The organism is Vibrio caribbeanicus ATCC BAA-2122, assembly GCF_000165125.1.
GTDB classification, from domain to species: domain Bacteria; phylum Pseudomonadota; class Gammaproteobacteria; order Enterobacterales; family Vibrionaceae; genus Vibrio; species Vibrio caribbeanicus.
In genome coordinates this window covers 56,074-83,014 of the sequence record NZ_AEIU01000069.1, presented here as the reverse complement: position 1 = coordinate 83,014, position 26,941 = coordinate 56,074, and the positions used below count along the sequence as shown (strand labels likewise).

Here is a 26,941-nt window from a genome sequence, read left to right as displayed (position 1 = left end):
GTGAAAAGAACTAGTTTAGTTCAATAAGCTGTTTTTTAAATTTCTCGTGTTGAGACTTCACTGATTCCTCAGGCTCTGCAGTAAGAAGACTGGTCAGGATAATGGCTAACGAAGAGAAAATGATTCCAGGAACAATTTCATAAACATCGAACCACCCACCTTCAAGTTGCTTCCAAACGACGATAGTGGTACCACCGACTAGAATACCTGCAAGAGCGCCATTTCTGTTCATTCTTGACCAGTACAAACTTAAGATTATGGCAGGACCAAACGCAGCCCCAAAACCTGCCCAAGCATAAGATACAAGACCTAACACTGAGCTTTCTGGATTCATTGCCAAAACAAGAGCAACCACAGATATACCGATAACAGCAACACGACCTACAAGGACAATTTCCTCAGAGCTAGCGTCTTTCTTGAACAATTGCTTATAGAAATCTTCGGCCAGAGCAGAAGAAGAAACAAGTAATTGAGAGTCCGCGGTACTCATCACAGCCGCCAGAATTGCCGCGAGTAAGATGCCTGCAACCACAGGGTGGAATAAAGAATTTACCAACAACATGAAGATCTTTTCGCTGTCATCAACACTCACGCCAGAATTTGTTACATAAACCAAACCTACCAGGCCGACAAGCATTGCGCCAACCATCGACAGAGCTGTCCAGATTACGGCGATACGGCGTGCGGTCGTCAGATCCTTATTTGAACGAGATGCCTTGAAACGGGCCAAAATATGAGGCTGTCCAAAATAACCAAGACCCCACGCAACAAGAGAAATAATGGCAATAATTGACAGCGGCTCACCATTTGAATCATTCCAGAGTGTTAATAACTCAGGGTTAATTGATGCCAAATCAGTTTCAAGTGTATTCAGCCCACCATTCATTGCAGTGATCGGAACAATCAACAATGCCGCAGACATCAGTAACCCCTGTACTAGGTCAGTCCAAGATACAGCTAGGAATCCACCAAACAATGTGTACGAAACAACGCAAACAGTACCAATGATAACCGCTGTTGAATAATCAAGACCAAAGACAGTCTCGAATAACTTACCACCTGCTACCAAACCTGAACTCGTGTAGAACAGGAAGAAAAGTAGAATAAAGAATGCGGAGATAACCTGAATAAGTTTCGAGTTATCATTGAAGCGACGCGACAAAAACTCGGGTAACGTTAGAGAGTCCGTCGTTATGCTGTAAGTACGTAAGCGTTTAGCACTGATTAACCAGTTGAGCCAAGTACCTACAAGCAGTCCACCAGCCAACCAAAAAGCTTCAATACCTGATGCGTAAGCGTATCCAGGAAGGCCAAGTAATAACCAACCACTCATATCAGATGCGCCAGCGGAAAGTGCAGCAGGCCAAGGACCTAATGAACGTCCCCCCAAAAAGTAATCGCTTGAGCTTTTCGTACGTTGATACGCAACGATACCGATCCCAAGCATCAGCAATAGATACGTAATAAACGTGGTCGTAATAGCAAAGCTATTTTCCATGTGATTTGTCCTCTTTTGAAATCACCTTCCCTGCAGCCCTCAATCATGATTGAGGGCAATTCATCGAAGGTTAGTGGGTTTCGCTTCCTAGCTCTAGCAAGGTCGCATTTCCACCCACTGCTGTTATATTTATTGTTCTAGTGCGCTCTGTAATAAAACGAAGCGATAGATTGGGGTCCTGAGCAACGGGCGTTGCCTCAAGGTCCGTTTCAGACGTCAGACTGACGATAGCGCCAGGACGTTTTGAAAGTTGTCGATTGAGCGTTCTTTCCGTTTCTTGGTTACCAATATAACCAATGCTACGGATATCGGAATCGAGTAGTTGCTGGTATGCATCATGAGAAACAAACTGAACAACATTCAGCGAAAACGATGCTTCTTGGAATGTAGACTCAAGCATTTCACTAAATTGATTGTCATCACTACATACAATAACACTATTACCCGCCACTAAAGCACAAGTAAGCTGAGACAGTACAGCTTTCCTAGCGCCGTCTTGAATATCCTCCTGAATGATAAGAGTCACACCACGTCCCGCTGTATAGAGCTCGTTTGTCTCTCCAGTAGGACCCACTAAGTGATGTGTCTCACCTAATAAACGTGTAGCGTGCTCGATATGGTAGTCCATAATAGCAGACCACTGCGCATTTTTACTAAAAAGCGTTTTTTGTACTTGATTTAAGCAATCTCTTTTGAAGTCAAAAGTAGTGAGATTCCAACCTTCCCAAGCAGTATAAGCATCGGAAAAACGAGCGACTTGATGAACCATATTTACCTCTTAATTATTCCGCTGACTCAGAAAACGTTGTGGTTGTGAACCTGAACAAATAATGTGGACCTCCAGCTTTTGGTCCTGTACCCGACAACCCTTGTCCACCAAATGGCTGAACACCGACAACGGCACCTACCTGATCACGGTTGATATAACAATTGCCAACTCGAATATGTTTCTCAATCCAACGATATGTCGTCTCATTGCGACTGTGTATGCCCATTGTAAGACCAAAGCCTGTCGAATTGATCTGATCAACGACGGCCGCTAAGTCACTTGCCTTGAAACGGACAATATGAAGAATTGGACCAAATTGCTCTTCTTCCAAACAGTCAATACTATCAATTTCAAACGCACTAGGCGCAACAAAATCACCGTGTTGATGCTCATCAGTCAATTTAAGTTGAGCAACTTTTGTCTGAGTCTTCGTCATGCGCGCAATATGCTCATCGAGCTTAGATTTAGCCAATGAATCAATAACAGGACCGACATCCGTTGAATGCAGATAAGGCTTACCAACCTGCAATTCTTGCATCGCGCCTTTGATCAAAGAAATAATGCGTTCTGCAATATCCTCTTGTACATAAAGTACTCTGAGTGCGCTACAGCGTTGGCCAGCGGAAGCAAAAGCAGAGCGAATAACGTCTCTTACTACCTGTTCAGGCAATGCAGTACTATCGACAATCATGGCATTTTGTCCGCCGGTCTCAGCAATGAACGGAACAGGATCAGAGTCACGTTGGGCAAGCGTCTGATTGATACGTTGCGCTGTCGCGGTCGAGCCCGTGAAAGCAACACCAGAAATCGCATTGTGCGAGGTTAATGCTGTACCAATCTCCGAGCCCCGCCCGGGTAAAAGTTGTATCGTTCCAGCAGGAAAGCCCGCCTCTTTCATCAGCTCAACAGCTCTTCCCGCAATCAGGCTGGTCTGCTCTGCAGGTTTCGCTACCACAGTATTACCAGCAACCAAAGCAGCCACAACTTGACCAAGGAAAATAGCGAGTGGGAAGTTCCACGGACTTACACAAACAAAGACCCCTCTACCTTGCTGCGATACGATGCGATTTTTTCCGTCGAAACCTTTCACGGTCTTATCACCTAAAGCATCGATTTGTTTGGCATAGTAACGACAAAAATCAACAGCCTCTCTTACTTCATCAATACTATCGTGTATTGTTTTACCTGCTTCTTGGTGACAGATAGCGACAAGTTCTGCAAGGTTCTGTTCTAACAGGTCAGCAAGTTTCTCAAGGATAACTGCTCGTTGCGATTTAGGAGTAGTACTCCACATTGAAAATGCCTTTGACGCACCTTCAATGGCTTGATTTACCAGTGCCTCAGTCGCGAAGGATACTTTTCCAACAGAAATGCGTCGATCGTAAGGTGCTCTAACATCAACGATATTGATTTCATCCTTGATCATGCTTTCGGCAAGAGACTCACCATTGATGATTGGACCCGCAACCCAGGTCTGTTTCAAGAAGTGTTCAACCTCATGGTCAAACTTTTCTGCCTCACTATCAATGTCAACATTGATACCCAAGGAGTTTTTGCGTTCCGAGAAAACACTTGGAGGCAGAGGAATATTAGTGTTATTCGGCGTAGAAAATGCGTTTAGCATATCGACTGGATGTTGAGTCAATGATTCAACAGGGCAGCGAGCATCAACCAAACGATGAACGAAAGAACTATTTGCTCCATTTTCAAGAAGGCGACGAACCAGATAAGGGAGAAGATCTTTGTGACTTCCAACTGGCGCATAGATTCGAACCGATTGATTGTGCGTCGACATTACATGGTTATATAGGGAGTCTCCCATACCATGAAGCCTTTGGAACTCAAAATCTTTGTGCTCTGCCATAACCGCAATAGCAGTCACTGTTTGAGCATTATGGCTGGCAAACTGAGGGAAAATATTACCCCGTACATTATTACTTAATAAAAAGCGCGCACAAGCGAGGTATGCAACATCTGTTGCTTCTTTCCTTGTGTAAACAGGATAGTTGGTATAGCCAGATTGCTGCGACCACTTAATTTCACTATCCCAGTACGCACCTTTAACCAGACGCAATGGGATCAAATCACCTTGTTCCTTTGCTAAGCCATTTAGCCACACAAGAACGCCAAGTGCTCGCTTGGAATAAGCTTGGACAACTAGTCCAAATTTACCCCAACCCTGCACCAATTTGCTACGATACACTTTCTCAAACAATTTAAGGGATAACTCAAGGCGATCAGCCTCTTCTGCATCAATCGTAATCGCCACATCAAGCTCTTTTGCTCGATTGAGCAACTGCTGAATCGTGTCAAACAACTCCGTCAGAACGCGTTCTTCGTTCGCCACTTCATATCGTGGGTGCAGAGCCGAGAGTTTTATCGAAACTGAAGGTGCTGGGCTGTCTTTTGTTACGTATTTATCACGGCCAACAGCTTCAATTGCCATTAAGTAATCTTTAAAGTATTTATTCGCATCAGCTGTTGTCAAAGCGGCTTCGCCGAGCATATCGTAAGAGTAGGTAAAGCCTCTATCACGCATCGAACGCCCATTTTTTTGTGCTTCGGCAATTGTGCGACCCAATACAAATTGGTGTCCCATAACTTTCATTGCTTGATGCATTGCTTTGCGGATAACGGGCTCAGACATTTTGTTAACGAGTTTATTCACTGCGCTAGCAGGGCTTTGAGATTCTTTGTCAGAAAGACCAACCACCTTACCAGTCAGCATCAAACCCCATGTAGATGCATTTACAAACACTGAGTCAGAATTCTTCAAGTGAGACTTCCAGTCTGCGACCGTTAGTTTATCACGGATTAAAGCATCCGCAGTCGCAGCATCAGGGATACGCATTAGAGCCTCAGCAAGACACATCAGAAGTATTCCTTCTTGAGTATCTAAGCTGTATTCCAATAACAAGGCATCAATCATTTGAATTGATTTTTTGTCTGCTCTTATAGCTTCGATCAGTTGCGTCGTTTTTAGTGACATCTGATCTTTTTCAGCCGCTGTAGGTGTCGCCAAAGGCAATAGTTGGCTTAGCCATTGTGATTCATCCACCATATACAATGGGGATATTAAAGACCACAGCTCGTTAAGTGGTTTCTCAACAAACTCTGACTTCAACACGTCAGTCGCTGTAAACATGCGCTTTCCTCAATATCACACCTGAATTTCTCTCAGGCTTTCTAATAATGACCCGAAGTGTATTTTGAGCCTGAGAAGATTACTTGTCAAAAACTCCGAGCTTTTTGCTAAAAACTTGGATTATTAACAAAACAAATACAGAGTCACATCAAATTGAACAAAATTATATTCGGTTTTGTGGGGTTATTTTAACTGATTTGTTTCTTATATTGAGAAGGGGAGATACCTTGAAGGCGTGAAAATGTGTGAGTAAATGCACTTTGTCCCGAGAACCCAGTCAGTTCAGCCACTTGACCCAAAGTCAGTTGACCTTTCTCAATGAGTTGTTTCGCAAGGTCAATACGTTTACCTAAAACGTATTGATGTGGGGTAATTCCCATCTGCTCTTTAAACAACAGATGAAATTGGCTTTCTCCGAGGAAAACACTGCCTGCCAGCTGTGCTACGGAGATACGTTGACCAAGATGTTGCTCGATATAGCGATCGACTGTTTCTAAATCGAAGCGTGAGTCTTTCCTATGAACATTAGAAGCAAGCATATGCCGTTGTAGTAACGCAACAAGAGTATCATTGCAGGCTCTGCTTAATAATAAGTCATCCGGACTGGCACGCATTTCCATAACCAATAATTGAATTAAGGACTGGATTTGCCCATTCAATTGAAAATAGACTTCACGGCCCCTGAGTTCATTCATCTTTTGTAACATCAGAGGGTTATTTAGTCCCGGTTCAGGCATATTCAAGACTAAGATATCAGCCTGCTCGATGACGCTACCAAATGCGTGACCTGTCTCTGCGCTTACAACGCAACCCTGTCCAGGGCCGATTAAGCTTCCCTGACCATTGACCTCAAACTCAGCTTTTCCTTTCAGCCCAATAACAACTTGAGTATATGCGTGATCATGACAGTCCATATAAGACGGTAAGGTAATTAGCTCGGCGGGCCACGGTAATGCCTTTTTAGTCACCTCAGTATTTCCAATGATATTCGGGAGTTTAGGCATAAGCTTTTGCTGTGAGCAGATTCAAACATGCCGTCATATTATCTCAAAAATCTAATAATTCGAAATTACTGTTAGTTAAATATAAGCATGGTTGCATATGCTATTTGGGATGACATTCCAAGTATTACGTTTTTAGTCACTGAAACTCTCATCATTTTATGTTTTGGAAGAATGATCAAGTGCACATAAATTACGGCTTATGTCGTTTCTACACCATTACCTATCTCCGATCTGTATTCTTTACTTGCATATTTCTCTAATCCGCCCAAAATAAATTAAGTGTAGATAAGTTTATCTCGATTTATGATAAGCTTAGCTATGACTCTTTATGAGTAATGATTCAGGAATGGAAGAAATAGACCTTTGCGAGGCACCTTTGCAATGGACTGTCGAAAGTTTGCCTTTTTTCCTAAATTTGAGCGGCACGACTAGTAACGTGTTCGAGGTTTAAATGGTTTTCATTGGTAATTTAAACGTTAATTGTTGCAGGGACTTATGATCATACGTGGCATCCCAGCGCTTTTACTTGCGCTAAGCCCTTTTTGGGTTTCGACTTCGATTTTTGCGGAAGAAAACGTGCAAGGAGACCCGGTCTCCGAAATCGAAAATAGACTGGAAAACAAACAAACAGAAATGAATTCTATGGCTAAAGAATTTGATTCAGAGGCCGATCGTCTTCAAGAACTTCAGAATGAAAAAAATAAGTTAAAACGTAGCGAAGAGGAACTTAACGCAAAACGAAACAGAACAAAATCAGCGCTCGACAAACAATATAACCGGCTATTGCACGATCCAGACATTGACCTTGTCTCGTTTCAAAAGGCCTACCAAGATGCTTGGTCTGAAGTAAAGGGAAATCAATCCGCATTACTTGAAAACCAGCAGGCCATCACTGAGAGTGAAATGCGATTGTCTCAGGTTAAACAAAAGCAAGCTCGGTTGACTTCGGAATTGTCTTACATGAAAGAGCAGAAGATAGAAGCACGAGTCAAACGGCTAGCGGCAGAACTTAGAGAGAGTGACGTTCTCGAGACAAGCTACAAGACGACCTGTTCTTCAACCATGACGCTTGGTGAATGTACCAGCCAAGGGCATTATCTGACTAAGCAAAAAGCGGTCAAAACTTTTAAAGCCAAACTCATGGACCGTTTAACTGAGTCTAACATTGCGAAGCAGAACTCCAAAGGAGTGCAGCTCAATGTACATGTGCAAGAAAGTCAAATCATCAACTCTGGTTTTGAAGGCAATAATAGTTACTTTACGACGATGCAGTCTCAACTCCAAGCTCGCCCAGAAGCTTCAGCGGCTTGTAAGCTTCTCAATGTATCGACACGCTATTGCCTGAAGGGCACCCAAGAAAAGCAGGTCAAAAAAAGTGATAAGAATTGGGTGAATGTGACTGTTCGCTCAGACCAGTATGATGATTCCGTCGTTATCAATGGCATCAATTATGGCAGCACTCCGGTAGAAGTCGTTTTACCTCGCGGACAACATCAGGTTACCGTTTCGAAAAATGGTTTCGAAACATATAACCGAGTGATACGCGTGACGAACAATGATACTGTTTGGGTAAAACTTCGTCCGAGTGGATGAGTGTTGAAAAATGCACCAGACTCACAAAGGTGAGTAAAAACGCCATTTTGATCCTAAGTTACTACTGGATAACTTAAGACAAGGTGGCGTTTTCGATTAGTATGTATAAATTAATTATCAGATGTAGAAGAAAAACAATGCGCCTAGGTTTATCAGCCCTTTTGTTAGCTATTTCTCAGTGTCTATTGCTGTCCTTCGCGTACGCAGAAGAACCTCAAAACTCGCTGGTTAAAATTGATGACCGACTCTTCACTAAACATGATGAGCTAGTGTCTGCGCAGAAAGCACAAGATGAGCAACAGCATTTGCTCGCTCAACAGCAGTCAGATTTAAAAGCTCTAGAAAAGAAAGCAAAAGCTCTAGACGAGAGTTTTGTCGGAGCAAAGCGTAAACTAGAAAGCGCCTACCAACGAATGATTGATGACCCTTCAATCGATATTGCTGCCTTTCAAAGTGACTATCAAGGAATTTGGGCACTTGTTAAGGCAAACCAAAAAGCGATTCTCGACAGCAAACAAACGTTATTTGATCTGCAAACTAAACTCGGATCTAAGCAAAGTAGCTTAGAAAAAGTTGAACAAGAAATTGCTCAACTTGAAGACAAAAAGAAACGAGCAAGAGTCAACCAGCTAAAAATGGAACTGCAACAACCAAAGCAGATATCAGTCAGCTTTACGAACCGCTGCCAGCCATCACTCACCCTCGCACAATGTGACTATCAAACAAAAGAGCTGGCTCTCCAAAAAGCAGTGAAACAATTTCGGTCAGAGATTTCAGAATACACGAGTGAAAGCGCTCTTGTAGCTCGGAACCTCAATAATGTCTCACTCAATATTCACGTTATAAAACACACAACCAACCAGGCTGGGTTTTATGATGGTGCAAGGTATCGTACCTTAATGGATGTGGAGCTAGAAGCTCGCCCCAAAGACAAGGTGGCTTGTGATCTGCTACAACTGGAGAGCGACTATTGCTTCGCCCCTGGCGCACAACGTGACTTTCAAGAAGCCCAAGAAATTGCTTGGGTAACACTCTCCCTACGTTCAAACCAATTTAATGATGCGGTATTCATCGATGGTGTCTCCTATGGAAGCACTCCCATAGAAATTATGCTACCAATAGGCTTACATGATGTGATTGTTCAAAAAGACGGTTATAAACCTTTTTCACAGCAAGTCACGATTAAAACTGATACCTCTCTCAGAGCAGTTCTTAAAGAAAAATCAAACCCGCTCAAAGCAGGAACTCGCTTTGCTGATGGTCTGAGCAATGATAGTAAAGCACCTGAGATGATCACCGTTTTGCAAGGTAAATACTACACAGGCGAGAATGCGTCGAAACAAGTTTACCTTGATCATGCTTTCGGAATCGGAGCCACTCCGGTAACGGTAAGTCAATTTACAGACTTTGTTGAAAGTACCAACTATCAAACCGACGCAGAACTGAAAAATACCTGTACTGCACTCATAAAGGGTGAAGTCACTCCTGTAGAAAAAAGTAGCTGGCGAGATCCTGGTTTTAAGCAATACCCCAACTCACCTGTTGTTTGCGTCAGCCAAAATGATGCAAAATCCTATGCAAACTGGTTGCGGAAACAAACAGGCGCAGCATACAGGCTGCCCACAGAAGATGAATGGGAGGTAGCAGCTCGAGCAGGTAGTCACCAAAAATATTGGTGGGGTGATGATTTTGTCTCTGGAGAAGCCAACACTGGCTGGAGTGGGACACCTTGGTCAAATAAAAGTACCTCCCCCGTAAGTGCATTTAATCCAAATGGTCTAGGACTTTACGACGTTGTCGGAAATGTATGGCAATGGACAAGCAGTCCGAAAGGTATTGCTAAGGGTGGAGCTTGGAATTTCTCTCCAGACATGGCCGCTGCGGACCAGCAACTATTTCTATCTACTTTTGAGGCGGCAAATTATCTTGGTTTTAGGGTCGTAAGAGATATTAACTAGAATGAAAAAGGAGGCAATCGCCTCCTTTTTTATTGTGTATCGAAACTAAAAACTAAGGGGCGAGTCGATCAATATTCCACAACTCGTTATCTCGAGAAAATAAAAAGCGGTCATGCAATCTGTGCTCGCCACCTTGCCAAAACTCAATTGATTCAGGCTTTATTCTGAAGCCTCCCCAGAAGCTAGGTACCGGGATATCACCATCATCAAACTTCTGTTTCAGCTCGAGAAACTTGGCTTCTAAAACCCCTCGTGCACTAATTCGACTACTTTGTTTACTAGCAATAGCAGCTAACTGACTTCCTTTCGGTCGTGATGAAAAATATTTTATGTTTTCTGACATAGGTAGTTTCTCAGCAACACCTGTAATATGTACTTGCCTTTCAAGAGAATGCCATGGAAAATGAAGGCTTACCTTGCCATTATTTGCAATTTGTTGAGCTTTTCTGCTACCAAAGTTTGTAAAAAATACAAAACCTTTATAGTCGACTTCTTTAAGAAGTACGATACGCTGGAAAGGTTGACCCGAAGCATCTACCGTAGCGACCGTCATCGCTGTTGGATCAGATAAGTTCGCATCAATTGCTTGTTGCAACCATAAGTCAAACTGGTCGATAGGGTTTTGTAGAAGATCTTTTCTGCGTAAACCACCCTTCGCATATTCGCGGCGAATGTCGTCAATTTCCATTTTTACTCCTCAGCGGACTTTTTCGCGATTGTGCTCTGATATACGTAATAACTCAAGCTCAAAGTCATGATTATTATACCCAAGTAACCTCAAAGTTCTATGTTCAGCCAGAATGACTTGCTTGACAGGCAAGACAACGATTTGAATATCTAGTTATCTAAATTGAAAAATACCTCCAAATTGTATTCTAATCTTACAAAGTTCACGTCTAATCCTTAACATTTCGCTCAGCGAGTAATAAAATCAATAGACTAACTTTATATATCAGGGATTATTAATGAGTGGGAACAGATTCGACCAATTGAGTCCGGATGAATTGGATTATGTTGACGATAAAACAGCAGCTTTGTTACTCAACACGCCAAACAGTGCCCAAATCCTGCTCTGGGTTGTGGTGGCTTTCTTCATCCTCGCTGCCATTTGGGCATCTTGGGCAGAGATAGATAAAGTTACTGTGGGTGAAGGAAAAGTTGTTCCCTCATCACAGATTCAGGTTGTTCAAAACCTGGAAGGTGGATTAGTAAAAGAAATTTTGGTCAAAGAAGGGCAGCAAGTCGAAAAAGGACAACGACTATTGCTCATTGACGATACTCGGTTTCGCTCTGATTACAGAGAAAGAGAACAGCAAATTGCCAACTTAACGGCCAGTGTGCTGCGATTATCAACCTCTATCAGTAGTGTGGTAATTAGAGAAAAATTCGACGAGGCGAATTGGGAAGATAGCGTTGCTATCACTATCAATGAACTGTCTTTTCCAGAGTCATTCATTGAAAAACAAACTACGTTGATTGATAGACAAAATGCTGAGTATCGTCAAAATCTAAAAGAACTGATAAACCAAATGTCATTGATGTCTCAACAAGTAAAACAAAAACAACAAGATCTGGTAGAAATACAAGCTCGTGTCCAAAACCTCCGTGAAAGCTATAAATTTGCCAAAAAAGAACTAGAAATTACGATACCGTTGGCTGATGAAGGTATTGTTCCGCAAATTGAATTACTCAAGTTGCAGAGACAGGTCAATGACACCCGACGTGAGCTTACATCGAGCCAGTTAAAAGTACCCGTATTAAAATCTGCAATTCGTGAAACTATCCTGAGCCGAATCGACACAGCGCAACAATTTCGTTCTGAACAGCAAGAGAAGCTTAATAGTGCTCAAGACCAACTTTCATCATTAAATAAATCGACCATCGGTTTACAAGACAAGGTAAACCGAACCGTCGTTACATCACCGGTTACGGGAACTATCAAAACATTGAATATCAATACGGTAGGTGGCGTCATTCAACCGGGGATGGATATCGTAGAGATTGTACCTAGTGAAGATACGCTGTTAATTGAGGCCAGAATCGCTCCTCAAGACATCGCCTTCTTAAGACCAGATTTACATACGATTGTTAAATTTAGTGCTTATGACTTTACTAAGTATGGTGGTTTGGAGGGTACGCTAGAGCATATCAGTGCTGATACGACCACAGATGAAGAAGGAAATAGCTTTTATCTGGTTAGAGTTCGGACAAAAGAGACTAGTCTTAATAAAGATAAGCTTTTGCCCATTATTCCGGGTATGACGACTTCTGTTGATATTATTACTGGTAAAAGGACCATTATGGAGTACCTCTTGAAACCAATTCTCAATGCTCAAAGTAATGCTCTGAAGGAGTAGGAACTTATGATTATTTACTTTTTTGTGCATAAAGGTCGCGACTTTTGAAACTGAGCCTAACCTTACGGTTATGTATTATGATATTAATCGCAACCTTACCATCGACATCCACAGTCGCTACTAGCTCTCAAGAACAGAGGTGGACGAATGCTGTGCGCAATGTTTATGGAGAAAGGGCGGCTCAGCGAGTTAGAACATGGCGTAATGAAATTCACCAACTTTTTTCGCTACCAGAAAGAAAAAAATTAGAACAAGTAAATAACTTTTTTAATCAACTTTACTTTGTCGATGATATTAAGCTTTGGGGAAAAAACGACTATTGGGCGACTCCTCTTGAGTTCTTAGGAAGTAATGCGGGTGACTGCGAAGACTTTACTATAGCGAAATACTTTTCTCTTTTAGAGCTAGGGATTTCAGATAAAAAACTCCGCTTGGTGTATGTAAAAGCGTTAAATATCAACCAGTTTCATATGGTTTTGGCTTACTATGCTAAGCCCAGTTCAGAACCTATTCTGTTGGATAATTTAAATCCCTCCATTTTGCGAGCATCGAAAAGAAGAGACTTATTACCAATTTACAGTTTTAATGGTAAAAACCTTTGGCTTATGAAGTCTAAAAAAGGACAATTAGCGGGAAATTCCTCAAGGCTTAGCCTTTGGAATGATCTAAGAAATCGCGAGAAATCATTAAAACTAAACAAACCATTAGTTAACTTTGATGAGTAAGTAGTATGACTTTATATAAACAGCTTATCGCAGGAATGATTACGGTTATCTTAATGTTATTGATTTCGGTCTATGTTATCGAATTCAACACAACAAGGGACAACCTTATTCAACAGCAGCGTTCAGAAATGAACAACACGATAAATACGGTAGGCCTTGCGCTAGCTCCCTACCTAGAAAACAGTGACAATATTGCTGTAGAGTCAGTCATCAATGCTCTATTTGATGGAAGTAGTTACTCAACAGTAAAACTAAAGTTCCTTGATACTGGTGATGAAATTATTCGATCATACTCATCAGCATCAACACAAGTACCCGAGTGGTTCCTGTCACTCGACTTATTTGAGCCCATTGTCGACCAGAGGGTCGTGACTAGCGGTTGGTTACAACTTGCAGAGGTTCAAATTACCAGCGACCCTAGCGATGCCTATTCGCAACTATGGGTCGCCTTTGAACGCCTAATCATCGCCTTTTTTGCGATTATGTTTTTTGCCTTAATATCTATTTCACTCATCTTAAAAAGAGCATTACACCCGCTTCAACTTATTGTGAATAAAATGGAGCAAGTTGCAAAACATCAATTTGGAGAGCCACTACCTAGACCGAATACACAAGATTTAATCTATGTGGTTGATGGCATCAATAGTATGTCTGTACAGCTAGAAAAGTCATTCAAGGCACAAGCCAAAGAGGCACAGCAATTACGTGAACGAGCGTACATTGACCCTGTATCTCAACTTGGAAATAGAGCCTATTTCATGAGCCAACTCAACTCATGGCTTGGAGAAAGTGGTCATGGTGGTGCAGCGATATTAGAAGCTGGTTTTATTAGAGATCTCTATGAAGAAAAAGGTTATGAAGCCGGTGATGGAATGGTGGCTGAATTTGCAAGACATCTCAAAGTCTCACTTACCTCGCCTGAAGTAACAATAGCGCGAATATCATCAGAGGAATTTGGCATTATTCTTCCGAGCCTAGATGAGGAAGAAGTCAAAATTGTCGCAGAGAGTTTGATAACATATGTTCATGACCTCAATGCTGACCCCACAGGAATGGCCCAGTCAAACCTTTCTTTAGGTGTTGCCTTTAGCCGCACTCAAACAAGCTCTACAGAACTACTCACTATGCTCGATAATGCCCTAGCGAGCGCAAAAACTAACCCGCAAATTCACTATGGTTTTGTCACGGGTGATAATGATGAGAACCTAATGGGCAAACAGCAATGGAAGAACTTAGTCGAGGAGGCCATACACAATGGTTGGGTAACTTTTCGTACTCAAGCCGCCAACGATGGTGAGGGAAACACTTACCATAAAGAGGTATTTTCTGCCATTGAGACGGACGATGGAAAAAGATTCACAGCGAATCAATACCTCTATGCTCTAGAACAATTGAACTCAAGTCATATTTTGGATCAGCATGTTATTGAGTCCATTACCAAACATCAGAAATCTCTAGAAAAAAATGTACCGTTTGCAATTAACATTTCACAAAACAGTATTTCTCAACCGAGCTTTATCCGCTGGGTTTCACAATTTTTGTCGAAAAATAGTGCCTTGGCGCACTTGATACATTTTGAGGTACCGGAAAACTGCTTTATTAACTCTCCTCATCATACAGCGCTATTTTGTAATGCAATCCGATCTGCTGGGGCTGAGTTTGGTGTCGATAACTACGGACGTAATTTTCAATCACTTGATTACCTGAATGAATTCCGCCCTGCCTACGTCAAACTTGATTATCTATACACTCATAATCTTGATGATGAAAACCAAAAATTTACTTTGACTTCGATATCGCGAACTGCAAATAACCTAGGTATAAAAACGATTGCATCTAGGGTAGAGACTAAAGATCAGTTAAACTTACTCGCGGAACATTTTATTGAAGTCTTCCAAGGCTTTATCGTAGATAAATAATTAAAAAAGGCACAGCATGCAGGATCCGTTACTCAATTCCCTTATCTACGTGAGCCGTTACTATGGGTTGGCCAACTCACCGGAAGCTCTTATTAACGGTCTGCCACTTTCAGATGGAAAGCTTACCCCACATTTATTCCCTCGCTCAGCAGAAAGAGCGGGACTGGTTGCAAAAGAAAATAAAGGTGAGCTTGATGCAATATCACCACTAGTGCTTCCGGTTGTGTTGATGCTGAAAGATGGGGGTTCTTGTGTTTTAAATAGTGTTAACGAAGAAAAAACTGAAGTCGAGATAGTGACCGATGGTTCAGGTTTTGTCCCCATATCAAGCAGTTATGAAGATCTAAAACAGCAATATTCTGGCCGTTATTTTCTAGTTAAAAAACAGTTTAGGTACGATGAGCGGTCACCAGGGGTTTTAAAAAGTCGTGAAGGTCATTGGTTTTGGAGTACGCTATGGCAATCAAAAAAAATCTACCGTGACGTACTCATTGCTTCACTTCTAATCAATCTTTTTGCCATCGCGGCTCCAATGTTCACCCGAATTGTTTACGATAAAGTCGTGCCCAACCTTGCCTTCGAAACGTTGTGGGTACTCGCCAGTGGTATTTTTGTCATTTTCATTTTTGATCTCCTCCTCAAGCTCCTCAGAAGCTTCTTTATCGATGTTGCAGGAAAAAAATCGGACATACTCATATCGTCAAAACTTTTTAGCAAAGTCATGGGTGTAAGGATGGAGGCACGCCCTGCATCGGTTGGGGCATTCGCTCGCCACTTACAAGAGTTTGAGTCAATCCGAGAATTCTTCACATCGGCAACGATAGGTGCTCTGATCGATCTCCCCTTTGCATTGCTCTTTTTGTTCTTAATTTGGATGATGGCAGGCAACTTAGTCATAGTCCCCATTGTTGGTGTCATTATTTTAGTTGGATATGCCTACTTTGTTCAGGGACCTTTAAAACATACTATTGAAGAAGGCTCTCGTCTTTCCTCTCAAAAATATGCCAATCTAATAGAGAGTCTATCTGGGCTAGAGACTGTTAAATTATTCGGTGCACAAAGCCAGTTCCAGTTTCGTTGGGAAGAGGCAGTGGCTCATATGTCAAATTGGAACATCAAGAGTCGTCGCATCACTGATGGCATCCAAAATACCGCAGGCTTTGTCCAACAAGCGTCGAATGTTGGTATGATTATTTTGGGTGTTTACCTAATTTCGCAGGCCGAGCTTACAATGGGTGGATTGATTGCAGCGACCATGTTGAGTGGCAAAGCAATCGGTCCCCTAGTCCAACTGTCGCTTCTTTCTACTCGGTATAATCAAGCTAAATCCGCGATGACAATTATAGAACAGGTAATGGCAATGCCTGATGAGCAAGAAGAAGGCAAGCGTTATATTCATCGTCCGATTATCCATGGAAAAATCGAACTAGATAAAGTGAATTTTTCTTATCCAGACTCTCCGGTGGCATCGATTCGTGATTTAAGCTTTACAATCAACCCTGGAGAAAAAGTCGCAATTATAGGACGAATAGGGTCAGGTAAGACGACTTTAGAAAGACTCATTATGGGCCTTTACAAACCCACAGAAGGCCACGTTAGAATCGATGATACCGATATTGAGCAGCTCCACCACGTTGATATAAGACGAAACATTGGCTGTGTTCCGCAGGATAGCCAACTTTTCTTTGGTACGATCAGAGATAACATTACTCTAGGTAGACCGTTATCGGATGATAGAGACGTACTTGATGCCGCAAACCGAGCAGGAGTTACCGTTTTTACCCAGCAAGATCCAGCGGGTCTTGAACGCCAAGTGGGAGAAGGGGGAATGTTATTATCTGGCGGGCAACGCCAAGCAGTAACAATTGCGAGAGCTTTAGTTGGGAGGCCGCCTGTTTTACTGCTAGATGAACCGACGAGTGCTATGGACAATCGTTCAGAAATGCATATCAAACAACAGTTAGCTCAATTAAAGAAAACCGAAACCTTAGTGTTAATTACACACAAGACTTCTATGTTAGATGTTGTTGACCGTATCATAGTGCTAGAAAAAGGCAGTGTTATTGCTGATGGCCCTAAAGCGGAAGTCCTTTACAATCTTCGTCAAGGGAAAGTAAAAGCGGCAGATTAAAATTCTGCCATTACCCTAGACTGCTTGCGGCCACTCGAAAAAGAGTGGCCGTTTTTATCTGGCTAAGATGTTGGGCAATCCGCATTGCCGATGAGCTTCCAAACTCCCCACTCTCCCGACATTGAAGGATTGTCACCCTGAGTCCACCATTTTGCCTGCCATACTTTATTATCCCAACTTACTTTGTCCCCACCGTTATAAACTTTTTCTTCACTCCACAGGTTTGAACACAAGTCTCCGCCTCCAGAACCACGAATGACCTTGATAACAATAGGCTGTTTTACAACATGGGTACCATCTGACACTTCAAGGCTAAACTCCAACACTCTATCGTCTTTATAGTCACCAACATTGAATGTAAGCTTATTGCTGGTAATTACTGGGATAATATCTGGTGGCGCTGTCCACTGATAAGACAGAGGGTCGCTATCTGGATCAGACGTTGCAGAAGCGTCAATAACCACACTTTCTCCACGTTTAACCGTCTGTGGAGCCAAGACTTTGATGATCGGTGGACGGTTATTTGGTGAAGTGCCTTTAGGACTTACGGTTACAAGAACAGTGTCTGTATCTTTTGCTCCTCCATTGTCTGTTACCGTAAGGTCAAACGCTATGACCTCTTTCTGTAGAACTTCAGGGATATCAATACGAGCTATCGTATTGTTCTCTCCAGAAAGAGAAACTCTGGGGCCTGAAACCTGCTCCCATTCAAAGCGGACAATTTGACCATCGGCGTCTTCTGAATTACTACCATCAAGATTGAGCGATATTGGGCCAACCACTGCCATATCTGAGCTCGTTCGAGCCACTGGTGGTTGATTGCGCGGCTTATCCGCTGCTAATCCTTCATGAATTGCATTTAAGATATCCCCATTGTCCGCATCGATCTCCCATGAGAATAATCCAGCAAGCCCTAATGATCTAACGTAAGCACCTTTTTCCATCACTGAGCGTGGGTCATCGAAGGTAATCAATTGTCCAGTTTCTTGATTCCAAACCCACGGTGCCTGTGCCTGATCATCATATCCATACTGAAAACCATTTACGCCGAGGTTATCGGTACCCAGCATAAAACGTTTAATGCCTTTATAGTCTATGACCCCCTCTTCCCAAACACCTTGCTCTTTAGAGCCTTTCAATTTACCTGTTCCCTTCCCTGTCATCGGGTCAAGTGGATCGGTCAATGTGTCTGGTAAAACGCCTTCCCAACCACGACCATACATAGCCGCTCCCAAAACGAGTTTGTTAGCGGGTACACCTTGAGCCAATAAAAGTTTGATTCCGTTGTCAGCGGTGTAGGCAGGCCCTTTATAAGGAACGCCCTTGTCATCGTTTCCTGAGCCATCGCATTGACCAGCACGCATGAAACGTCCACAGAAGAGAGCAGTTTGGTGCCCTGGGACATTATTCCACCCCCCATAAAAGTCGTAAGTCATAGCAAAGATATAGTCCATATATTGGACTGCGTTGGAATAATCTACGTCCTCAATTTTGTCATAGCCCACTCCAATAGCCGACGTAAGCTCGTAAGTTCGACCAGTTTCAGCTCCTAGTTCATCAAGCATTGCCCTCAGTTCTTGCATCAGAGCGATATAGGCAGGTCCGTCATTAATTGGGTCTCCAAGATCAGGCCCTGCCCCGCCGCCTCCGGGAAACTCCCAGTCAATGTCAACACCATCGAAAAATTTCCATGTTTGGAGGAAACGCTTTACAGAAGCGACAAAACGGTCTCTATAAGCTTTGTTGGTAAAGTCATAAAAAGGGTCGGATAGCGTCCACCCGCCAACTGAAGGGATAACTTTTAGATCAGGGTTTCGCTGCTTTAACGCCATTAACATCGCATAGTTACCTTTGATCGGAGAACTAAATTTATGTCCGGCTTGAGGAAAGCTCTTTTGATATGCTGCCCAAGGATCATGTATGACAACTTCGTAATCTTGAACACCGCGACACGCTGTCACCAATGCATTATAGCTGTTCCCCCCCACCGACTTTAACGATTCATTGGGGCCGCAAATAGGGATAAAGCCATAGAGAATATGAGTAAGGTTATCGACAGGAATGTTATCTACGGTATACTCACGTTCATAAATTCCCCATTCAACAAAATAAGTACCTACGACTGTATCTGGGTCTGTATCGTAGCTTTTATTGTTAGGATCGACATTCATGTTCAAGGGTTCAAGGTGTGAACCATCTGTGTCTGCAATAATAAGTTGTTGTTCTGCACTGCGGCTGCAACCTGTGGAATCACAAGCTTCAACTGCAACCTTATATCGACCTCCCTGAGCCATGGAAAATATTGCGGTGGTTTGATTTCCAGAAATTGCGCCGGAGGCGACCTCAACATCATCGAAATAAACTTTATAACTATCGCCCGGATCACCGCTCCACTGGGTAAACTTAATCGACACCTCAGCTTCATCAGAATATTTAACCATATCGTAATAACCTGAAGTCGAATCCATGGTTAGCTCTATTTTTGAAAACTGAAGATTATTTGAACCATAAACATCAATTGTTGGTACAGAGGGTGCAGCACTGACTGACCCGATAGCGGATAGCATCCAAAATGCTGCCCCAAACTTGAAACCATTCATACCTGTCTCTCTCATTTTTTAAGTGCGCTCAAAAAGCGCAAGCAACCCAGCCTAAAACTGGGTTTAACACCGTTCTAAGTATTTAAGAGACTTTTTTTTAGTCGAAAAAAATTAACATCATTTTCGAGAGAACACTGAAAATTAATGCTTAACTAGATTAGAGTTACATAAACATAAGGTGTTGACTCGAAATTCAACGGAATGAAAGCGTTCAATGTGAGAAAATGGCACGAACAGATATTATCTTAATTTTAACATCATGAATTGATGATATTTATATCTATATAAGAGTTTATAGGAGATTAAAAACTACCTATTTTGTCCCAAAAACATAAAATATCTCAAAATTTAATGAGCCTTATTTTTCCAAGAAAAATAACCTTAAATCATGTAGTTGACCCTCTTAAATTGGGCCAACCTTTCGTTTTGCATGCAGAAGTAGTGAAATTACCTGATATGATCACCCACAAAGTGCCAAATATTGCTCGGTAAATAAATCCATATCTTGTTTTGAGTTGTAGATATGAGGAGAAACACGCAGACCGGATTGTCGTTGATCAACCCAGATCTGGTTGGACTTGAGCTTCTCTAGAACATCGGGACTATCAGGCACTCGTACAATCACTGTCCCGCTGCGCTTAGCCACATCATGTGGTGAAACTATCCATTCACCCATTTGACTGATTAGGTATTCAATTAGCACTTGATTATGTTCCATTACATGATCTAGCCCCGCCAAGTTAAATCTTGCAATACTATGCGCCGCAGCGGCATACGGTGCAACCGAAGGCGTCCCACCCCAAAATCTGAGCGCCGAGCCATGATATCGGAAGTTATTGAGATCAAATTCAAATGGATTTTCATGGCTAAACCAACCGACGTCTTTCGGGTGACACGAATCAACAATTTCAGGATTTACCCAAAGGTAGCCAGCACCGGGGCCACCACAAAGCCATTTAACAGATGAGCCAATCATAAAGTCAGGTCTACAGGCTGTTAAATTTAACTCAATGATGCCGGCAGATTGTGCAACATCGACTATCGAGATAATATCAAGCTGGCGGGCTCTCTTTATCACCTGCTCAATCGGAGCTTTTTGGCCAAGATTTGAGTAAGCATGGCTCACAAATACTAGGTCAATATCCGGACGTAAATAATCTTGCCAAACATTTGGGTCTGATACATCACACTCCTTAGGCAACAACCGTATTGTTGCACCTTCCAGTGGTGCTTTGTTGAGAACAAACCCCATACTCGGAAAGTCTTGCTCACTCATTAAAATCACAGGATTTCGAGCAAGACGATGATGAGATTGAACAATTTTAGTCAGAGATGATGAAAGATTAACTTGAGGACAAAATTCTTCGATTTCACCACAAAATAGTTTTGCTAATTCTAAGCGAAAGTTTTGCAGTATCTCTAGCCATTCTCCCCATGGCTCTGTAGAGCCTGACTGCCACGGTGAATAGAAGGTACTTTGAATATTTTCACTTAGTGATCTGAACGGACGACCCACAGAATGGCTTAGTAGATACGTTCCTTTAGGACAATAAAAATCACTTTTTTTAAGCACAGACTTCATCATACTTTCCTTAACTTAGTGAGTGTTTAAGTTTCTGGATATCATCAAAACGAGTGACTATGTCATCTCGCTTAACAGCGTTTCTTCGGTCTTTTAACTTTTCTAGCGCTCCCAATAAAACGTTGAGGGGAGGACCACTCGCTGTCAATTTATCCATATGCTCTTGATTCATTGAGTTAGCAGGAACCGCAATGTATTTTTCAACTAATTGATTATGGTGTTGCTGGGCTGTCTTACCATGCATCTCACATACACTAAGAAAAAGAGCTAAATGCTTTTTGTACCAGACTTGATGGCGACTTCTATCCATCACTGAAATAAACTCATCCATTAGTGAGGTCATTCTCATACAATCTCGAAGAATTCTTTGATCCTCTGGCATCATATAGAGAAACTTATCCACTAATAGCTGAGAATAAGAGGACTCATTTGCCAGACATAGGCCTAAAAGTAGGTCTATAACATTAATTCCCGCGAAATCTCCTGCATTTGCGCCGCGATAAATATGTTGGCCAACGCGATAAGGCTTATAGTAAGGTCTAACTTGATAAAAAAACGCATCAGAGTCGAGTTCAGAAAATAAAATTTCGTTGGATTGATAAACATCAGCCAAGGCCTGATAGGCAACTTTAAAAAGGTCCTCTGCCATGGGGTGTGATACACCAATGGGCTTAATTTTTAATAACGCATCTGCCGCACGCTTAAATGCTAAAATTCCGCGCGTATTGTAGTCAACAAATAGCTTTTCGGCATCAAGGTCCGTGAAACGTTTATAACGACCGTTAACAGCTCGGTTGTGCGTTGTTAAATGTGCAGTTGCAAACCTTGGTGTAACACCGATAGATGCACCAATTTGCATAGATAGAGCGGAAGCTTCGTGTAGCGGTGAGACACGCTCGCGTGAAGGTTCTGTTATTTCGTGCCTACGGCACGCGGCCATAAACAACCCAACATTACCCAACAAGTCAAAGTCAGCATCAAACCCCTCATCGGTGTTACCTTCCTGGAGAAGCTTGGAAATATAGTAATTCCCTTGTTCAACAAGTGATTTTTTTATCTCTTCCCCAATACCCTCAACATTCGCTTTATCCGACTGCTGCCAATATAGGCACTCAAGTTCATTATTATGCTCAACAAACTGTGTGCGAATCCACTCATCAAACTTCCATGTATTCTCAGTCATGATAGCCACTCCAACATCTTTACTAAGATAAAATTCAACAATTAATTATCTAAATTTTAACAAACATGAAGGAGTGAATTTAGTTAAAATTCGCTACTTTTTGCTTTTATATTAGAGGAATTTTTTATAATTTAGATATACTGTATCGATATGCAATCAAGGAGTCGTTGTATGGACAACAAAGATAGACTTATCATAGAAGCTTTACAGAATAATGGACGTATCGCTATTAGTGAGTTGGCAGCTTCTCTTAATATGTCAGACACACCATGCCTCAGACGAATTCGTAAGCTGGAACAAAGTGGGGTAATACGAGGCTATAAGTGCTGTCTCGATCCGAAAAAACTTGGGTACCATGTTGTGATTCATGCTTTTGTAAGCTTAAAAAGCAACTCTGAGGAGGCTGGCGAGTTGTTCGAGAAAAGTATCGTTAATATACCTCAGGTAACCGAATGTTCAGTTATCATTGGACATCATGACTACCTTATAAAGGTGGTAGCAAAAGACCTAGCACACTATGAAAGCCTGTTAAAAAAACAAATCTCGACCATTGATTGTATTGCAAAAATTGAATCAACGGTCGAGCTAAAGTCGGTCTTTCAACGCTCTACCCTTCCCACTGATTAAATATCGATATACCCAAGCAATACCAATAACTAAAGAGACATTAATCGACAGGGTGATTACATTATCCAAATTTAGCAAATTTCTAACATAAGATGATTGAAATACACCAATAAGCAAGGCATTCTCAGTCGATAATGCTTAAATTTATCTGGAATAAAAATGAAACTCAAAGTCGCGGCACTAACACTCCTCCCGTTAATAGTCAGTAGCTACGCCTCAGCAAGCGTTGAACTACAAATACCAAAACAGGTTGATGTACTTCTGGTAAATGGTGAAAAGCCCGATTTATCTGATGGTTTTTTTTCATCTAAAGAAAGCCTTACACTTCCTAATGGTGAAAACCAGATTCTATTTACTTATAAGCCATACTTTGATCAAGGAAAAGATCGTTCTATTCTAGAAAGTAATGCGACCATTGGAACGTTCACTGCCGCAGACACTAAACTGGAGTTTGTCCTCCCTAATTATCGAAATGAACAAGAGGGCATGAGAAAAATAAAAGACTTACAATGGGGTCTCAACGATATCAATGGTAAGGCCATCGAAGTGAAACAGGACACATTAACTAAAGATGGCATACAGTTTGGTCGTAACTTTCAAGATGAGATGACCAAATATAATCGCAATGGTGGCAGCGCAGCGATAACAATCTCAGCATCACTAATGACTCAGCAAACACCGAGTCAATCAATGAATGTAGACCCTAATACAGCTGAAGAAATGCTCCACTTTTGGTACCAAAAGGCAGATATTGAGACGCAAAAACGCTTCAAGCTATATATAAACCAAAAGTGATTAAGCCGTAGAAATACTAAAACACTCATCAGCATATTGGAGTAAATGCGAAAAAACATTTCCATCGAGCTGCTTGTGATAAACCGATTGCTTCAAGATTTCAAGCACTTGAGGCAACGACATACCACCTCGATATGGACGATGTTGTGTGAGTGCTTGAAACACATCAACAACCGCGATGATCCTACTTGGTTCGTCCAAATACTTAGCAGTTAAACCTAATGGGTACCCGGAACCATCAAGCCGCTCATGATGGTTCGCTGCCCAATTTGCTAGGTATCGATGCCGAAACATTTTGCCAAGTAGATAGTGAGAGTCTGTTGCATGACGTTTAATACAAGTAAACTCCTCATCATCCAATTTACTTGGTTTATGTAAAACGTATTCTGGCGTTTTAATTTTTCCTATATCATGGATCATCCCAGCTAAATAGAGCATTTGTGCATTTTCCTCGGAATACCCCATTTTACTCCCAAGATATAGAGCTAATTTTGCCACTTTGATCGAATGTGTATAGGTAAAATCACTCTTACCTGCAATGATCTCTAATAAAAGCTCGGCAACGCTTATTGCAGCTGATACCCCGGATAGTTGGTGAGACCATTGCTCACACGAAAATGTATTCGATAACTCTTCAATAAAATGACTTTCCATAGAAAACCAAAAACCATCCGAATGAAAAAGGCTTTTAATACTTTCTGTGTGTTGAGGGTGAAACTTTGTCCCTGAGTATGACAATACCTGCTGAATAAGCCTATCCTTTACCGATTTTTTGATGTTTTGATATTGATCTAGGGCTTCCAAAGTAATTCTTTTTTCGATAAAAGTAGCAAGATGAATAAGAGCAGCCATGTGCTTGTTATAGATTGATGTTGTGGTAATTTTCTGCAAAAACTTCCAATCTGTTTTTTGATAAAGAACTGGTTCCGCTAGCTGGGCAAATGGAGAGCACTCCCTAAGCATCAAATAGCCTCTCATCAAATCGTGCTGTTCAAGATCTGAACGATTTTGAGCAAGTAAAAATTCTTGCTTACCCTTCAAAGAAAACCCACAATCATGGATAAGGCCAACAACAAATGCTTGTTGACATAACTGAGCTTCCCAACCCATTTTCTGTGCACAACAATATGATATATATGCGACTTTTTGCTTGTGGCTCTTTTCTTTTTCGCGAAGAATATCTGTTGTCGATGCGATAACAAAAGCAGCCTGAATTAGATCTACAGATATTTCTCTTTCGGTTTGCAGCATGACCACTAATATCTCTTAGTTAATAGGATATTCAAACCGCAGGTTAACTAAACAAAGTGAATCGGACTATTCTTTACTGCACGAGTTTTATAAATTGTGATATATGCATATGATTTTAATGCAATAACTTTTATTAATACTCATTTATTTACAAAAAAAATCGTCTACCTTTGATTCAATAAACACAAGATATCAGACGCCATGATTCATCTTTTTTTGTCTCTATTTTGAAGACAAGGCTAAGATATACACCTCCTGTTATGTTAACATTCTGTGCTCTTGATAATAGGAAGCAGCACATGAATAATTTATTGAAGCTTTCCTTTATCCTCATAGCTCTGGCTGGGGGATTCTTCCTAGATGAGTTGATTAAAGTGCTCGGAATCAAACACGCTAAAAGTTTACCTGCGACCAATTGCTCTGTGAGTAAAGTTGTTTGCGTGCATGACGAAATTTCTATTATTGCAGATAAAGATATTACCCAACCGCTCAAACCAACAAAAATCGATGTTTACTGGCCAAATAGTAAGCAGGATTATCTCATGCTTACTCTTGAGGGTTACGAAATGATGATGGGAGAAGTCATGTTCAGACTGGATAAAACCTCTCACCACTCCTTTTCTGGAGAGATCATCTTACCTGTTTGTACTGAAAACAGCATGACATGGTTCGGACAATTGACGGATGGAGAACAATTAATAAACACATCGATAAGGATGGAACAATGAGTAAAACGTGGTCATTAGTCTTGCTCTTAGCATTTGCGCTTGGCTTTGGAATAAAAAGCTATTTCACCAACGACGAAGTCACAGAGACCATAGTAAAAAGTACCCCTAAAAAAAATGTAGTTTTATACGGTAAAGATGAGCAGCCTGTCGAAATTTTTGACACAAATGACAGTCGTATTAGAGTCGTTTATTTTGGCTTCACCCGCTGTCCTGATGTATGTCCGACTTCACTTGCCATGTTAGCTGGTGCTCTTAACCAGATAGACGAGGCTACAAAAAACAAATTTAGACCCATGTTTGTATCACTGGATCCAGAAAGAGATAAAGCCGCAGATTCGTATCGATATGCACAATATTTTCATCCTATGATTGAAGGCCTTTCCGCGCCTCTCGACATTACCACGCCATTGGCAAATAGATATGGCGTTCTATTTCGTAAAACGAAGCTAGAAAACTCCGAGCTAAAGTACACCCTAGACCACAGCTCTTACTTCTATTTTCTAAAGCCAGATGGGACATTGATTACTAAAGTACCCCATACATTGACCCCAGCTCCGCTTATTAAAGCATTTAATTTATTAGCTCAAAAGGAATATCATAATGAAAATTAAAGCATTATTGCTCAGCCTACTCACCATAAGCCCTTTTACTTCCGCTTGTGCCAAGATAATGGCTCACGATGTATACGCCCGTGCAACGCCGCCCTCTGCAGAAACTAGTGCCTTATTTGGTCACTTTATGAATCACAGTGATAAAGATCGCTACATTGTCTCAGCAGAGACAAAAGCAGCAGGTAAAGTCGAGCTACACGACGTGATCATGGATGGTGAAGTGATGAAAATGCGTCAGGTAGAGAAAATTAAGATTCCAGCAAACGGCAGTGTGACATTAAAACCAGGTAGTCTACACATTATGTTGTTCAACTTGGAAAAACCACTAGCTGAGGGAAATACGATCCCAGTAAAAATTACTTTCGCCAACGGGGAAACCCAAGAGTTAGAGGCACCGATTAAAAAAGTGATGAGTGGAATGAAACACGAGCATCATCATTAATTTACCTAAATTCATATCAGTGC

General features: G+C 41.6%; 20 protein-coding genes. 11 read left to right on the top strand and 9 right to left on the bottom strand.

From position 1 onward, the window contains the following. Window positions 1-10: 10 nt before the first annotated feature. The 4 genes from putP to RH40_RS09010 all read right to left on the bottom strand — a co-directional run bounded on the left by putP (window position 11) and on the right by RH40_RS09010 (window position 6,416). Window positions 11-1,498: a sodium/proline symporter PutP gene (gene putP / locus RH40_RS09025; protein ID WP_009601152.1), complete on the bottom strand. Its 1,488-nt coding sequence runs from the start codon at window positions 1,496-1,498 to the stop codon at window positions 11-13. Window positions 1,499-1,568: 70 nt separating this feature from the next. Continuing rightward, complete coding sequence (locus tag RH40_RS09020) at window positions 1,569-2,267, bottom strand: 1-pyrroline-5-carboxylate dehydrogenase (protein WP_009601151.1); 699 nt, start codon at window positions 2,265-2,267, stop codon at window positions 1,569-1,571. A 13-nt stretch (window positions 2,268-2,280) separates the two neighbouring features. Then, window positions 2,281-5,412, bottom strand: coding sequence for a bifunctional proline dehydrogenase/L-glutamate gamma-semialdehyde dehydrogenase PutA (gene putA, locus RH40_RS09015; RefSeq protein WP_009601150.1), 3,132 nt, complete (start codon window positions 5,410-5,412; stop codon window positions 2,281-2,283). A 188-nt stretch (window positions 5,413-5,600) separates the two neighbouring features. Further along, entirely contained in the window at window positions 5,601-6,416 is an 816-nt protein-coding gene (locus RH40_RS09010) for a helix-turn-helix domain-containing protein (protein WP_009601149.1), read from the bottom strand. A gap of 495 nt (window positions 6,417-6,911) precedes the next feature. Between RH40_RS09010 and RH40_RS09005 the strand changes: the two genes are divergently transcribed. Continuing rightward, window positions 6,912-8,009: a PEGA domain-containing protein gene (locus RH40_RS09005; protein WP_009601148.1), complete on the top strand. Its 1,098-nt coding sequence runs from the start codon at window positions 6,912-6,914 to the stop codon at window positions 8,007-8,009. Window positions 8,010-8,146: 137 nt separating this feature from the next. Beyond that, window positions 8,147-9,967, top strand: coding sequence for a formylglycine-generating enzyme family protein (locus tag RH40_RS09000; RefSeq protein WP_009601147.1), 1,821 nt, complete (start codon window positions 8,147-8,149; stop codon window positions 9,965-9,967). 52 nt (window positions 9,968-10,019) lie between these two features. Here the strand turns inward: RH40_RS09000 and pdxH are convergent, their stop codons facing one another. Continuing rightward, entirely contained in the window at window positions 10,020-10,655 is a 636-nt protein-coding gene (gene pdxH / locus RH40_RS08995; RefSeq protein ID WP_009601146.1) for a pyridoxamine 5'-phosphate oxidase, read from the bottom strand. Between the two features lie 277 nt (window positions 10,656-10,932). On the opposite strand from pdxH, the gene RH40_RS08990 reads away from it, so the two are divergent. The 4 genes from RH40_RS08990 (at window position 10,933) to RH40_RS08975 (ending at window position 17,099) form a co-directional block, all read left to right on the top strand. Further along, window positions 10,933-12,324, top strand: a complete 1,392-nt coding sequence (locus tag RH40_RS08990) for an HlyD family type I secretion periplasmic adaptor subunit (RefSeq protein WP_009601145.1) — start codon at window positions 10,933-10,935, stop codon at window positions 12,322-12,324. 77 nt (window positions 12,325-12,401) lie between these two features. Then, a complete protein-coding gene (locus RH40_RS08985; RefSeq protein WP_009601144.1) occupies window positions 12,402-13,049 on the top strand; it encodes a transglutaminase-like cysteine peptidase in 648 nt (215 codons plus the stop codon). Between the two features lie 5 nt (window positions 13,050-13,054). Next, window positions 13,055-14,968, top strand: a complete 1,914-nt coding sequence (locus tag RH40_RS08980) for a bifunctional diguanylate cyclase/phosphodiesterase (protein ID WP_009601141.1) — start codon at window positions 13,055-13,057, stop codon at window positions 14,966-14,968. A 16-nt stretch (window positions 14,969-14,984) separates the two neighbouring features. Further along, the gene (locus tag RH40_RS08975) at window positions 14,985-17,099 is read left to right on the top strand and encodes a type I secretion system permease/ATPase (protein WP_009601140.1); all 2,115 of its coding nucleotides are present in this window, start codon (window positions 14,985-14,987) and stop codon (window positions 17,097-17,099) included. Window positions 17,100-17,161: 62 nt separating this feature from the next. Here RH40_RS08975 and RH40_RS08970 read toward each other — a convergent pair whose 3' ends face one another. The 3 genes from RH40_RS08970 to RH40_RS08960 form a co-directional block, all read right to left on the bottom strand. Continuing rightward, window positions 17,162-19,699 carry a glycosyl hydrolase family 18 protein gene (locus RH40_RS08970; RefSeq protein ID WP_009601139.1) on the bottom strand — a complete coding sequence of 846 codons (2,538 nt, stop codon included), beginning with the start codon at window positions 19,697-19,699 and terminating at the stop codon, window positions 17,162-17,164. Between the two features lie 460 nt (window positions 19,700-20,159). Further along, entirely contained in the window at window positions 20,160-21,284 is a 1,125-nt protein-coding gene (locus tag RH40_RS08965) for an aminotransferase class V-fold PLP-dependent enzyme (protein WP_039954486.1), read from the bottom strand. Window positions 21,285-21,291: 7 nt separating this feature from the next. Beyond that, window positions 21,292-22,464, bottom strand: coding sequence for a PrnB family protein (locus RH40_RS08960; RefSeq protein WP_009601137.1), 1,173 nt, complete (start codon window positions 22,462-22,464; stop codon window positions 21,292-21,294). Between the two features lie 171 nt (window positions 22,465-22,635). Here RH40_RS08960 and RH40_RS08955 point away from each other — a divergent pair, with 171 nt between their 5' ends. Together RH40_RS08955 and RH40_RS08950 are read left to right on the top strand one after the other, a co-directional pair. Continuing rightward, window positions 22,636-23,091 (top strand): Lrp/AsnC family transcriptional regulator, encoded by a 456-nt coding sequence (locus RH40_RS08955; RefSeq protein WP_009601136.1) that lies wholly within the window; start codon window positions 22,636-22,638, stop codon window positions 23,089-23,091. A gap of 159 nt (window positions 23,092-23,250) precedes the next feature. Beyond that, window positions 23,251-23,886, top strand: a complete 636-nt coding sequence (locus RH40_RS08950) for a DUF2057 family protein (RefSeq protein ID WP_009601135.1) — start codon at window positions 23,251-23,253, stop codon at window positions 23,884-23,886. On the opposite strand, the gene RH40_RS08945 is transcribed toward RH40_RS08950, so the two are convergent. Further along, window positions 23,887-25,137, bottom strand: a complete 1,251-nt coding sequence (locus tag RH40_RS08945; protein WP_009601134.1) for an HD-GYP domain-containing protein — start codon at window positions 25,135-25,137, stop codon at window positions 23,887-23,889. Between the two features lie 299 nt (window positions 25,138-25,436). Here RH40_RS08945 and RH40_RS08940 point away from each other — a divergent pair, with 299 nt between their 5' ends. From RH40_RS08940 to RH40_RS08930, 3 genes are read left to right on the top strand one after another with little or no spacing between them, the layout of a single operon-like run. Beyond that, window positions 25,437-25,865: a hypothetical protein gene (locus RH40_RS08940; RefSeq protein ID WP_009601133.1), complete on the top strand. Its 429-nt coding sequence runs from the start codon at window positions 25,437-25,439 to the stop codon at window positions 25,863-25,865. Beyond that, a complete protein-coding gene (locus RH40_RS08935; protein ID WP_009601132.1) occupies window positions 25,862-26,476 on the top strand; it encodes an SCO family protein in 615 nt (204 codons plus the stop codon). Before RH40_RS08940 ends, RH40_RS08935 begins: the two co-directional genes overlap by 4 nt. Continuing rightward, complete coding sequence (locus RH40_RS08930) at window positions 26,466-26,918, top strand: copper chaperone PCu(A)C (RefSeq protein WP_009601131.1); 453 nt, start codon at window positions 26,466-26,468, stop codon at window positions 26,916-26,918. The genes RH40_RS08935 and RH40_RS08930 overlap by 11 nt, the downstream gene beginning before the upstream one ends. The last annotated feature ends 23 nt before the right edge of the window (window positions 26,919-26,941 follow it).